General features: G+C 68.5%; 11 protein-coding genes and 1 pseudogene. 7 read left to right on the top strand and 5 right to left on the bottom strand.

Annotation, left to right across the window (positions count from 1 at the left end):
• Positions 1 to 46: 46 nt before the first annotated feature.
• Both ACCC97_RS00005 and ACCC97_RS00010 read right to left on the bottom strand, forming a co-directional pair.
• Entirely contained in the window at positions 47 to 1,429 is a 1,383-nt protein-coding gene (locus ACCC97_RS00005; RefSeq protein WP_007829468.1) for a 3-deoxy-D-manno-octulosonic acid transferase, read from the bottom strand.
• A 4-nt stretch (positions 1,430 to 1,433) separates the two neighbouring features.
• Positions 1,434 to 2,816: a phosphomannomutase/phosphoglucomutase gene (locus ACCC97_RS00010; protein WP_413331308.1), complete on the bottom strand. Its 1,383-nt coding sequence runs from the start codon at positions 2,814 to 2,816 to the stop codon at positions 1,434 to 1,436.
• A gap of 111 nt (positions 2,817 to 2,927) precedes the next feature.
• Here ACCC97_RS00010 and ACCC97_RS00015 point away from each other — a divergent pair, with 111 nt between their 5' ends.
• Genes ACCC97_RS00015 through ACCC97_RS00025 form a run of 3 tightly spaced genes read left to right on the top strand, consistent with a single transcriptional unit; the run spans position 2,928 to position 6,007 of the window.
• Positions 2,928 to 4,532: a DNA-3-methyladenine glycosylase 2 family protein gene (locus ACCC97_RS00015; protein WP_413331309.1), complete on the top strand. Its 1,605-nt coding sequence runs from the start codon at positions 2,928 to 2,930 to the stop codon at positions 4,530 to 4,532.
• A gap of 6 nt (positions 4,533 to 4,538) precedes the next feature.
• Entirely contained in the window at positions 4,539 to 5,036 is a 498-nt protein-coding gene (locus ACCC97_RS00020; RefSeq protein ID WP_413331310.1) for a methylated-DNA--[protein]-cysteine S-methyltransferase, read from the top strand.
• Between the two features lie 29 nt (positions 5,037 to 5,065).
• Positions 5,066 to 6,007 (top strand): DMT family transporter, encoded by a 942-nt coding sequence (locus ACCC97_RS00025; protein WP_413331311.1) that lies wholly within the window; start codon positions 5,066 to 5,068, stop codon positions 6,005 to 6,007.
• 21 nt (positions 6,008 to 6,028) lie between these two features.
• Here ACCC97_RS00025 and ACCC97_RS00030 read toward each other — a convergent pair whose 3' ends face one another.
• Positions 6,029 to 6,691 carry a DUF1345 domain-containing protein gene (locus ACCC97_RS00030; RefSeq protein WP_007829460.1) on the bottom strand — a complete coding sequence of 221 codons (663 nt, stop codon included), beginning with the start codon at positions 6,689 to 6,691 and terminating at the stop codon, positions 6,029 to 6,031.
• A 206-nt stretch (positions 6,692 to 6,897) separates the two neighbouring features.
• Between ACCC97_RS00030 and ACCC97_RS00035 the strand changes: the two genes are divergently transcribed.
• From ACCC97_RS00035 to ACCC97_RS00050, 4 genes and pseudogenes are all read left to right on the top strand, one after another.
• Entirely contained in the window at positions 6,898 to 7,713 is an 816-nt protein-coding gene (locus ACCC97_RS00035) for a hypothetical protein (RefSeq protein WP_413331312.1), read from the top strand.
• A gap of 41 nt (positions 7,714 to 7,754) precedes the next feature.
• Positions 7,755 to 8,720: pseudogene (locus ACCC97_RS00040) on the top strand (class I adenylate-forming enzyme family protein).
• 143 nt (positions 8,721 to 8,863) lie between these two features.
• Entirely contained in the window at positions 8,864 to 9,700 is an 837-nt protein-coding gene (locus ACCC97_RS00045) for a phosphate/phosphite/phosphonate ABC transporter substrate-binding protein (protein WP_007829454.1), read from the top strand.
• Positions 9,701 to 9,782: 82 nt separating this feature from the next.
• Complete coding sequence (locus ACCC97_RS00050) at positions 9,783 to 10,487, top strand: glutathione S-transferase N-terminal domain-containing protein (RefSeq protein ID WP_007829451.1); 705 nt, start codon at positions 9,783 to 9,785, stop codon at positions 10,485 to 10,487.
• A gap of 8 nt (positions 10,488 to 10,495) precedes the next feature.
• On the opposite strand, the gene ACCC97_RS00055 is transcribed toward ACCC97_RS00050, so the two are convergent.
• Together ACCC97_RS00055 and ACCC97_RS00060 are read right to left on the bottom strand one after the other, a co-directional pair.
• The gene (locus ACCC97_RS00055) at positions 10,496 to 11,716 is read right to left on the bottom strand and encodes a glutamate carboxypeptidase (protein ID WP_007829436.1); all 1,221 of its coding nucleotides are present in this window, start codon (positions 11,714 to 11,716) and stop codon (positions 10,496 to 10,498) included.
• Between the two features lie 197 nt (positions 11,717 to 11,913).
• Complete coding sequence (locus tag ACCC97_RS00060) at positions 11,914 to 12,282, bottom strand: nitrile hydratase accessory protein (RefSeq protein ID WP_007829434.1); 369 nt, start codon at positions 12,280 to 12,282, stop codon at positions 11,914 to 11,916.
• Positions 12,283 to 12,298 lie beyond the last annotated feature (16 nt).

A 12,298-nucleotide genomic window follows, 5' to 3' on the forward strand; every position in this document is an offset into this window, starting at 1 on the left:
GCCCCCATCCCAGCCTTCCCCCAGAGGGGGAAGGAGCCATGCAAACTCAGTCGAGTGTGGGTTCGGCGCGCGGCGGCTCGCTTTCGAGCGGCGCGAGTCCCGACGCCACAGGCTCCGCCGCCTGCGCGATCGCGAGCACCGCGGCGGCCGTGCGCTCTGCCGCCCCGCGATTCGACGAAGAGAACGCCAGCGCGGCCTGCGCCATCGTGGCGCGGCGCTCGGGGTTCTCGACCAGCTTCAGCGCGGCCGTCACAGCCTGCTCCATGTTCTCGACGCGCAGCGATGCACCGGCCGCCAGCGACAGCTGCGCCGCCTCGGCAAAGTTGAAGGTCGACGGTCCCATGACCACCGGGCAGCCGCAGGCGGCCGGCTCGATCAGGTTCTGCCCGCCCAGCGGCTCGAAGCTGCCGCCCAGCAGCGCCACGTCGGCCAGGCCGTAGTACAGCGCCATCTCGCCCAGCGAATCGCCGAGCCAGATCTCTGCCTCGGCCGGCTGGCCCGCCGCGCTGCGGCGCGCCACGGCGAAGCCTTCGGCCTCGATCAGCGCCGCCACTTCGTCGAAGCGCTGCGGATGGCGCGGCACGATCATCCATTGCACGTCGTGCACGCGCTTGGCGATCGAGCGGATCGCGCCCTGCTCCGGCGGCACGGGCGAGGTCGCGCCGAAGCGCTTGAGCACTTCGAGCAGCATCCGCTCCTCGCCGTCGCGCGAACTCGCGAGCACGACCATCGGCCGAGGCAGGTGCTCGCGCAGCGAAACGGCCGCGTTCAGCTGGCGCACGTCGGGCGTGGCGTCGAACTTGAGGTTGCCGTAGATGCCGGCCACCTTGGCGCCGAGCGACACCAGCCGGTGCGCATCGGCCTCGGTCTGCGCCCACACGGCCGCGAGGGCCGAGTAGGCGGGCCGCGCGAGCCATGCGAGCCGTTCGGCCGCGGCCAGCGATTTCTCGTTGAGCCGCGCATTGGCCAGCACAAGCGGAATGCGGCGCTCGGCGCAGGCGGCGGCCATTTCGGGCCAGACCTCGGTCTCCATCAGCACGCCGATGCGCGGCTCGAAGCGATCCAGGAAACGCGCCACCGCGCCCGGTGTGTCCCACGGCTGCCAGACCTGCGTGTCGCCCGGTTCGAGCAGCTTGGCGCCTTCTTCACGGCCGGTGGCGGTGCCGTGCGTGAGCAGGATCGGGATGCCCGGGTACTGCCTGCGCAGCTCGGCGATCAGGATGGCGGCCGCGCGCGTCTCCCCGAGGGAAACCGCATGCACCCAGCATTGGGCCTTGCCGGTGGTGGCTTCGTCGTAATGGCCGAATCGCTCTTCCACGGCCACGCCATAGCCCGGCTCGGCCTCCGCGCGGCGCCGCAGCTTGCGGCGCACGAGCGGTTGCACAACGGTGGTGAAGACGCCGTAGAGGCGCAGCAGCAGGGAACGCACAGGCTCAGTGGGACGCTTCGGCGAGCTTGGCGTCGGGCTTGGCCGTACGCAGCAGCGCGAGCATCTCGGTTTCGATGCGCTTCAACGCGGCATCGGTCTGGCCTTCGAAGCGAAGCACGAGCACGGGGGTGGTGTTCGATGCGCGGATCAGGCCGAAGCCATCTGGCCAGTCGACGCGCAGCCCGTCGATGGTCGAGACCTTGGCCGGGGCCGCGAAGCTCGCGCCCTTCACGAGCTTGTCGACCACGGTGTGCGGCTCGCCTTCGGCGCAGGGCACGTTCAGTTCGGGCGTCGAGAAGCTGGTGGGCAGCGCGTTGAGCACCTCGCTCGCGTTCGGGCTCTTGCTCAGGATTTCGAGCAGCCGGCAGCCCGCATAGGTGCCGTCGTCGAAGCCGAACCAGCGCTCCTTGAAGAAGATGTGGCCGCTCATCTCGCCGCCCAGCGGCGAATCGATTTCCTTCATCTTCGCCTTGATGAGCGAATGGCCGGTCTTGAAGATCATCGGCACGCCGCCCGCGGCCTCGATGGCCGGCGCCAGGCGCTGCGAGCACTTCACGTCGTAGACGATGGTGCCGCCCGGCACGCGCGACAGCACGTCCTGCGCAAAGAGTTGCATCTGGCGGTCGGGGAAGATGTTCTGGCCGTCCTTGGTGACGATGCCCAGGCGGTCGCCGTCGCCGTCGAAGGCCAGGCCCAGTTCGGCATCGCCCGCGGCCAGCGCGGCCATCAGGTCCTTGAGGTTCTCGGGCTTGCTCGGATCGGGATGGTGGTTGGGGAAGTCGCCGTCGACTTCGCTGAACAGTTCGGTCACCTCGCAGCCGATGGCGCGGAAGATGGCCGGGGCCGATGCACCCGCGATGCCGTTGCCCGAATCGACCACGATCTTCATCGGGCGTGCCAGCTTGATGTCGCCGGCAATGCGCTTCACGTAGGCCTCGGTCACGTCGACCTTGCGCACGCTGCCGCCGGGGGCGAGTTGCGCGGTGCCGGCTTCTATGGTCTTGCGCAGGCCCTGGATCTCGTCACCGTAGATCGCGCGCCCGGCCAGCACCATCTTGAAGCCGTTGTAGTCCTTGGGGTTGTGGCTGCCGGTGACCTGGATGCCGCTCGTGCACAGCGTGTGGGCCGCGAAGTACAGCATCGGGGTGGTGACGGCGCCCACGTCGATCACCTCGACGCCGGTGGCGACGAGGCCCTTGATCAGCGCCTCGGCCAGCACGGGGCCCGACAGGCGGCCATCGCGTCCCACGGCCACGGACTTCTCGCCGGCGGCGCGGGCGGCGCTGCCGAAGGCCCGGCCGAGCGCTTCGGCCACCTCCGCATCGAGAGTGGCGGGCACGACGCCGCGAATGTCATAGGCCTTGAAGATGGACGCGCTGAGCTGCATGAAAGGCGTTTCCCTGTTGGTTTTTGGAACGAGGCATTGTAGGCAAGGCTCCGGGCGCCCACATGTCCGAAAACGGCCAGTTGAAACGAGTCGAAACCGTATCATTTCCCCATGCCCACCACCCACACCTCCACCGAAGCGCTCGAGAGCGACGCCTGCTACCTGGCGATGAAGACGCACGATGCGCGCTTCGACGGGTCGTTCTTCACCGCCGTGACCTCCACCGGCATCTATTGCCGCCCGGTCTGCCGCGTCAAGCTGCCGCGGCGCGAGAACTGCCGGTTCTTCCGCCACGCGGCGCAGGCCGAGGCCGCGGGCTTTCGCCCCTGCCTGCGCTGCCGGCCCGAACTCGCGCCGCGCGCGGCCACCTGGTCGACCGAGGACGCCTCGCGCATCCTCGCGCTGCAGGCGGCACGACTGATCGACGAGCCCGACGCGTGGTCGGAGGACGGTCCGGGCGCGGCGCAGATCGCGGCGCGGCTCGGCGTGAGCGACCGTCACCTGCGGCGCATCTTCGAGGTGCAGTTCGGCGTGTCCCCGCTGCAGTACCTGCAGACGCGCCGGCTGCTGGCCGCCAAGCAGCTCATTGCCGACACCCGCCTGCCGATGACGCAGGTGGCGCTGGCCAGCGGCTTCGCGAGCGTGCGGCGCTTCAATGCGGCCTTCCTCGAACACTACGGCCTGAACCCGAGCGCCCTGCGGCGCGCCGGCGGTGCCACGGCCGAGGGCGGCGAAGCCAAGGCCATCGAGGTACGGCTGGGCTTTCGTCCGCCTTATGACGCCAACGCCATGCTCGGCTTCTTCGCGCGCCGTGCGCTGCGCGGCGTCGAAGTCGTCTCGACATCGGACGGCAAGGAGCCCGCCAAGGGCAGCACGCCCACTTACGTGAAGCTCACCCGCACGCTGCGCATCCAGCAGGGCGGACAGGCGCACGCAGGCTGGCTGCAGCTGCGCTTCGACCTCGAGCGCGAACAGGTGCTGCTGTCGATCAGCGATTCGCTGGCCGCGGTACTGCCGATCGTCATCAGCCGCGCCCGCGCGCTGTTCGACCTCGACGCCGAGCCGATGGCCATCAATGCGGCGCTGCATGCGGCCTTTCCGCATGGCGACGGACTGCGCGTGCCCGGCGCGGTCGACGGCTTCGAGCTGGCGGTGCGTGCGGTGCTGGGCCAGCAGATCACGGTGGCCGCAGCGCGCACGCTGGGCTCGCGGCTGGTCGAGGCCTTCGGCGAGCCGCTTGCGACGCCCGTCGAAGGATTGGATCGCCTGTTTCCCACGCCCGTGGCCATTGCCGACGCGAGCGGCGACGCACTGGGCCAGCTCGGCATCGTGCGCCAGCGGCAGACGGCGCTGCACGCCATCGCGCGCGAGGTCGCGGCCGGCAAGCTGGCGCTGCATGCGGGCGCGGATGTGCCCTCGACCATCGCCGCGCTGCAGGAGCTGCCCGGCATCGGCGCGTGGACCGCGCAGTACATCGCCATGCGCGCGCTGCGCTGGCCCGACGCCTTCCCGGCCGGCGACGTTGCGCTGCAGAAGGCGCTGGGCGTGACCACCGCGCGCGCGGCCAGCGAGGCCTCGCAAGCCTGGCGGCCGTGGCGCAGCTATGCGGTGCTGCGGGCGTGGCATGCGCCCTCTTCTCCTTCTCCTGCCGTGGCCGCCACCGACGTGGCGATCACGGAATCCCCTCTCATCACTACGGCAGGCCTCACCGCCTGAAATGTCATGAAGTTCAAGAGCAAAGTCATCTATACCTCGCACATCGACACGCCGCTCGGCGGCATCACGATGGCGGCCACCGACCGGGGCCTGGCCGGCGTCTGGTTCGACCAGCAGCGCCACTGGCCCGACACCGCGGGCTGGATCACGAAGGACGACCATCCCGCGCTCGCCGAGGCGGCCGACCAGCTGCGCGACTATTTCGCCGGCAAGCGCGAGCGCTTCGACATGAAGCTCGACCTGTCGCACGGCACCGCCTTCCAGCAGAGCGTGTGGCAGCAGCTGCTGGCCATTCCGGCCGGCGCCACCACGAGCTACGGCAAGCTGAGCATGAACGTGGGCAATCCAGCCGCGGTACGCGCGGTGGGCGCAGCCGTGGGGCGCAACCCGATCAGCGTGATCGTGCCCTGCCACCGCGTGCTCGGTGCCGACGGTTCGCTGACCGGTTACGCTGGCGGGCTCGAACGCAAGACCGCCCTGCTCGAACTCGAGGGAGCGCTCTGAGCAGCCACAAGAAGCAGAGCGAAAGACGCATGACCCCTACGAACAACAACATCGCCGCCACCAAGCCCCTTGCACCCAGCGCCTGGCTCATCGACCTCGTGCTGCTGGGCGCGCTCTGGGGCGCGTCTTTCCTCTTCATGCGCATCGGCGCGGCGGAGTTCGGTGCGCTGCCGACGGCGGCGGTGCGGGTGGCGATCGCCGCGCTGTTCCTGCTGCCCATCGCATTGCTGCGCGGCCAGGGGCCATCCCTGGCGAAGCACTGGAAGGCCAGCTTCACGGTCGGCGTCTTCAACTCGGGCATGCCGTTCGCGCTGTTCTGCTTCGCGCTGCTGACCATCAACACCGGCCTGGCCGCCGTGCTCAACGCCACCACGCCGATGTTCGGCGCGCTCGTGGCGTGGGCCTGGTTCCGCGAGCGCCCGAACGGCTCGCGCCTCATCGGTCTCGCGATCGGCTTTGCCGGCGTCGCCATGCTCGCGAGCCGCAGCGCCGGCCTGCATGCGGGCGCCAGCGGGCATGCCGCGCTCCTCGCGGTGCTGGCCTGCCTAGGCGCATGCCTGTGCTACGGCATCTCGGCCAGCGCCACGCGCGCTCACCTGGGCGGCGTGCCCGCGCTGACCACCGCCACCGGCAGCCAGATCGGTGCCACGCTGTTCCTCGCCATTCCCGCCTTCTGGCTCTGGCCCGCGCAGATGCCCAGCCTGCGCGCGTGGCTGGCGCTGCTGGCGCTGGGCATCGCCTGCACGGGCGTCGCCTACATCCTGTTCTTCCGTCTGATCGAACGCGCCGGGCCGGCCCGCGCGCTGACCGTGACCTTCCTGGTGCCGGTGTTCGCGCTGTTCTACGGCGCGGTGTTCCTCGGGGAAAACATCACGCAGTGGATGCTGATCTGCGCGGGCGTCATCGTCTGCGGCGTGGCGCTGTCGAGCGGCATCGTCAAGCTGGGCCTGCCGCGCAGGGCCTCGGCCTGAGCGTGTTTTCTTGCGGGGCGCCTACACGGCACCCGCGACGACGTTCACCGAGAGCGCCAGCACCATCATGTTGAACGCGAAGGCCAGCACGCTGTGCAGCAGCGTGATGCGCCGCATCTCCTTCGACGTCGCCTGCACGTCGGACACCTGCGAGGTCATGCCGATCACGTACGAGTAGTAGAGAAAGTCGAAGTAGTCGGGGGCGTCGTGCCCGCCCGGAAAATCGAGCCCGCCATCAGGGGTGCCGTCCCGCTGGTCGATGTAGTAGCGGTGCGCATAGTGAAAGGCATAGATAGTGTGCATCGTCAGCCACGACCCTGCCAGCGCCACCAGGCCCAGCGCGACATGCGCCGCGCGCTCCCAGCCGCTCAGCCCCTTCACCTGCTGCAGCAGCATCGCGATGGCCACCACGCTCATGCCCACCACCACCAGCATCGAGACCAGGATCACCACGTTGGGCTGGTCCAGCGACTGGGCGCGCTCGCGCGTGCGCTTCGCATCGAAGGTGTCGGCCAACCACCACGACAGCAGCTGGAAGACCCCCACGCCCACGCACCATCCGGCCAGCCCGCGCGCCATGCCGCTCATGGGCAGCGGCATCAGCGCGGCCGCAACGGCGCAGCCGGTGGCCGCGCCGTAGAGAAGACGCTGGGGACCGGTGGTGGTGGAAAGATGTCGGCGCATGGGCGAGCACTGTAGCGCCGTAGCGTAGAAGGAGTCCTACAAGTACAGCGGCATTCCGCGCATCGGGAAAGCTCACGCGCGCCACTAGGGTTCTCGCTGTTCAAGGGAGCTTCGCCCGGAAGCACAGCGCAAGGCCTCAGGCCTGCGCCATTTCATCGCGTGCCCGCGGCATCCATTTCCCATCCGGGTCACCAAGGATTTCATCCATGCTGCTGCTCCGCCCTCGCCCCGCTTTCGGCGCACTGTTCGGCTCCGGCCTCCTGCTTGCCGCCGCGCCGGCTCTGGCCGATCCCTCGCCCGCGCTCGACCGGTTCAGCTTCTCGGTCGGTGCCTTCAGCGCCGATCCGAAGTTCAACGCCTCGGTCAGCACGCCGTATGGCACGCTGCAATCGGGCGACATCAAGCCGGGCCGCGTGACCATGCCGCGCATCACGGCCGACGTGCTGATCGGCGACAGCCACGGAATCTCGTTCGACTACTACCAGTACCGGCGCGACTACTCCGGCGGCGTCGCGAACACCACGTCCCTGGGCAACTTCGGTTCGCTGAATACTTTCGGCAACGCCACCGTCAACACCAAGCTCGACTTTGCCAAGCTCTCGTACAAGTGGTGGATCGGCTCGGGCAACACCGTGCTCGGCCTGGGCGCCGGTGCCGCCTACTACCGTGCGACGCTCGGCGCGACTGCGCTCGCCGGGGTGAGCGGACAGGTCAGAACGCTGAACGAAAGCTCCAGCGACAACGCCGTGGCGCCGCTGCTCGAAGTGGGCGTGCGCCACGCCATCACGCCGGACCTGCGGCTGTTCGCCGACGCCTCGGGCGTGTGGAAGAGCAGCGGCCGCTTCCACGGCAACATCTACAACGCCTCCGCCGGCGTCGAGTGGTTCCCGGTGAAGAACGTGGGCCTGGTGCTCGCCTATGGCCTGACGAACATCGACCTGACGCGCGAGAGCGGCTCTGCCGATTCGCGCTTGAAGGTCCGCCTGCAGGGGCCTTCGGCTTTCCTCAAGGCACGCTTCTAGGCCCTGGGGCGTTCTGCGTGTAGCCAGTCTTCGCGAGCGCGGTGCGGCGGCCAGCCTTGGGGCTGCGCCCATCACCGAAGAACGGAGACACAGAGCATACCTGCAGCCCCCACCGGCCTCGCGCCGCCGCAGTTCCATCCGCGCATCTCGCGCAGGGACCTCACACGCTGCCCGAAGTGCCCATCGACAGCACACAGCTTGCGCTCATCATGTACATCAGCGGCACCACTGGGCGCCAGAAGGGCGTGATGCATTCGCATGCGTCGGTGCACTCGGTGCTGCTGAGCAACATGATCGAATGAGGCAGCAGCCCCGAGCGCGCCGACGTGTGGAGCTGCGTGCTGCCGCTGTTCCATTGCGGCCAGCACACGGTGCTGATGTCGGCGCTGGCGGTGGGCGGCGCGCTCGTCGTGCTGCGCGGCTTCGACCCCGGCGCGGTGCTCGCCGCCATTGAGCGCCACCGGATCACGGTGATGGTCGGCCTGCCGATGATGTACGGTGCGCTCCTCGCGCAGCCGCAGCGCGCCGCGCGCGACCTGTCGAGCCTGCGGCTGTGCGTCTACGCGATGGCGCCGATGTCGCGCACGCAGTTGCTGCGCCTGCTCGACGGGTTCTGCCCCAACTTCGCACTCGTCTCGGGCCAGACCGAGATGTACCCCGGCGCCACCATCTTCGAGGTGCAGGAGCAGCGCAAGCGCTTCGGCTCGTATTGGGGCGTGGGCACGCTGGTGAACGAGGTCGCCGTGATGGGCGATGAGGGCGACCTGCTCGGGCCGGAGCAGGTCGGCGAGATCGTCTTTCGCGGACCCAACGTGATGCTGGACTACTACAAGGACCCGGAGGCGACGGCGAACGCGCAGCGCTTCGGCTGGCACCACTCGGGCGACCTGGGCAAGTTCGACGCCGATGGGCAGCTGGTCTTCCTCGACCGGCCGAAGGACATGGTGAAGTCGGGCGGCGAGAACGTGCCGTCGATCAAGGTCGAGGAAGTGCTGCTGCGGGGCTGATCCTGCGATAGCGCCTCGCCCGGTCGGCCCGCGGGCCGCCGGAGTGTTGTTTCATCAGTGCTAACCCTGCGGTCCGGGCTTGTTCCTTCGAGTGGATGAATGTAATAATTTAGTTACAACACCACCCTCCGGAAAAAGTCCCCATGAAACACCGCGCCGCCCTCCATTCACCTGGCACCATCGCCCGCGGTACGGCCGCGCTGCTTCTCGCAACCTGCGCTTCGTCACACGCCTTTGTGATCGGTGTCAGCGAAGGCGTGAGCTACAACGTGTCCGACGCGCAGGTCACCGCCCGCTTCGAGCCCATCGCCGAGGTGCTGTCGAAGGCGCTCAAGCAGCCGGTGACGATCAAGATCCTCAATTCGTACAACGGTGCGCGCGACGCGCTGAAGCAGCAGCAGGTCGACTTCGCCTTCGTGCACCCGTCGCACGTGGCGCTCGGCGCCATCAAGGGCGGGCAGTACAGCGCATTCGCCTGGACCACCGGCTACACCGACTACAAGGTGTCCTTCCTGTGCAAGGAACAGCAGCCGATCTCCGACTGGAAGAGCGTGGCCGGCAAGCAGCTGGTCATGCCCGACGCCGACTCGATCACCGCGGTGATCACGCGCGCGATGCTGCGCGAGCAGGGACTGCAGGGCACCGCGGTCAAGGTCACCAACACGCGCTTCCAGGAGGCCGTGCCCTTCTACGTGCAGAACGGCTTTGCAGCCTACGGTGCAACGGCAGCCTCCGGCGTGATCAAGACCTGGAAAGACGGCGGCGGCAAGGTCTGCGCGGAATCGCGCGCAGTGCCGATCAAGCAATGGCTCGCGTCGCGCAAGCTCGATGCGGCCACGGTGAACGCGGCGCGCGATGCGCTGCTGAGCCTGGCGCAGACCGACGCCGGCAAGCGCGCGCTCGCTGCGTCCACCTATGTCGGCTTCGTCACGCCTTCGTCCGACGTCGAGTCCTCGCTGATGAGCTGGCTGGGGATCTGAGGGGCAAGGCCGTACGCGCACGCCGCCTGCCCGGCCCGGGCAGAATCCGGCGCTTGCCGTCTCCCTCCCAAGGACTCCCTCCATGACCGATCTCTCGAGCTTTCCCATCACGAAAAAATGGCCCGCGCAGCATCCTGACCGGCTGCAGCTGTACTCGCTGCCCACGCCCAACGGCGTGAAGGTGTCGATCATGCTGGAGGAGACCGGCCTGCCGTACGAGCCGCACCTCGTGAGCTTCGAGACCCACGACCAGACGTCGTCGGCATTCCTGTCGCTCAACCCGAACAACAAGATCCCGGCCATCCTCGACCCCAATGGCCCGGGCGGCAAGCCGCTGGCGCTGTTCGAATCGGGCGCCATCCTCATGTACCTCGCCGAGAAGACCGGCAAGTTCATTCCGCAGGACGCCGCCGGCCGCTACGAAACCCTGCAGTGGGTGATGTTCCAGATGGGCGGCATCGGCCCGATGTTCGGCCAGCTCGGCTTCTTCAACAAGTTCGCCGGCAAGGACTATGAAGACAAGCGCCCGCGCGACCGCTACGTGGCCGAATCGAAGCGCCTGCTCGGCGTGCTCGACAAACGCCTGTCGGACCGCGCGTGGATCGTGGGCGACAGCTACACCGTCGCCGACATCGCCACCTTCCCGTGGGTGCGCAACCTGATCGGCTTCTACGAGGCAGCGGACCTCGTGGGCTTCAAGGATTTTCCGAACGTGGCGCGCGCGCTCGAAGCCTTCGTGGCGCGCCCCGCCGTGGTGGCGGGGCTGGGCATTCCGAAGCGCGGCTGAGCGCCTGCTCAGTTGGCGCTCAGGTCCATCAGCATGCGCGACAGCAGGTAGAGGCGCGGCACCACGCTCTCTACCTCCGCATATTCCTCCGGCGTGTGGATGCCGCCACCCACGATGCCGAAGCCATCGAGCACCGGCACGCCGACGCCTGCCACCAGGCTCGCATCGGCCGCGCCGCCGCTGCTCTCGATGGTGAGCTTCTTGCCGATCTCGCCGTAGATGCCTTCGGCCATGCGCACCAGCTTGTCGGACGCGGGCGAACGCGGCATCGGCGGCAGGCCGCGGATCAGTCGCACGCGCACCTCGGTCTCGGGGATCAGCTTGTTCTGCGAGATGCGGACCAGGTCTTTCTCGACGCGGTCGAGCTCCTCGGGCGTGGCCGCGCGCACGTCGCCCTTGGCGCTCGCGGTCGCCGGAATCACGTTGGTCGGTCCATTGGCCGTGAGCACCGTGAAGTTGACCGTGGTCTTCTTCGCGGCATCGGCCGTCTTCGACAGCTGCAGCACCTGGTGCGCCACTTCCATCGCCGCATTGCGGCCGGCCTCGGGCGCCACGCCCGCGTGAGCGGCCAGCCCCTTCACCTCGACGAGCGCGGTGGCCGAGCCCTTGCGCTCGACCACGAGGCCATCGGCCGGTCGGCCCGGCTCCAGGTTCAACGCCACGTCGTGCTGCTTGGCGATGCGCTCGATCAGCGCGCTGGTGCCGACGGAGCCGACCTCTTCGTTGGTGTCGAGCAGGAAGGTGATCTGCCCGTAGTCCTGGAAGCCGACCTGCTTGAGGATCTTCAGCGCATAGAGCCCGGCGATCACGCCGCCCTTGTCGTCCATCACGCCGGGGCCGTAGGCGCGGCCATCCTTGATGTAGAAGGGCTTGGCCGCGGCCGTGCCCTCCTTGAAGACGGTGTCCATGTGCGCGAGGATCAGGATCTTCTTCTTGCCCTGCCCTGTCAGCGTGGCCACCACGTTGGTGCCGGGATGCGGATCGGCCGGAAAGGTCTCGATGCGCGCGCCGAGCTTGCGCAGCTCTTCCACCGCCATCTCGCGGACCTTGTCCAGGCCCGCCGTGTCGGCCGAGCCGGAGTCGATGTTGACCATGCGCTCCAGCATCTTCAGCGCCTCGTCCTTGCTTTGCGTGGCGGCGTCGAGCACGCCCTGGTGCGGCTTCTGGGCCATGGCGTTGCCAGTCAGCAGGGCGCACGCGAGCGCGGTGCACTGGGCGATGGCGAGCATGTGGCGGCGAGCGGGAGTCCGGGATTTCATGGCCGAAGAAGCCGAAGCGGGATGGCGCGAGTGAGTCGTCATGTTGTCCGTTCTGTTGAAGGAATGTCGAGGAAAGCGCGGCAGGCTATCACCCGACTCGCGAACGGATCAAGCTCACGATGCGGGCGCTGCCGCACGCACTCTACAGACACTTCAGCCGGAAAAGTTCAACCCGGAAAGTCTTCCCCGCGCAGCTCGATCGGCTGCCCATGCGGCGTGCGGCCGGCCGCGTGCTCCCAGGCATGCCGGTAGCGGGCCAGTTCGTCGCCCGAGCTGGCGCCCTTGGCGGCCACGAGCTTCTCGAGCGCGGCCAGCCAGTGCAGGTAGTAGGTCTGGCCGGTGTCGGGGTCGCCCGCGGCCTGAGCCTCGGAGATCTGCGCCGCCAGCGCCTCGGCCCATTCGGGCCATGTGAAGAGGCCGCGCTCGTGCAGCGCCAGCGTCATCGCGAAGGCCTGGGCCTCCCATGGCGCGCTGAACACCGGCCCGTCCGCATCGCGCGGCATGCCGGGCGACAGCGGCATGCGCTCGCCGCTCATTGGAATACCTTCGTGC

Source organism: Variovorax sp. Varisp85 (assembly GCF_047304045.1).
GTDB lineage: Bacteria > Pseudomonadota > Gammaproteobacteria > Burkholderiales > Burkholderiaceae_C > Variovorax.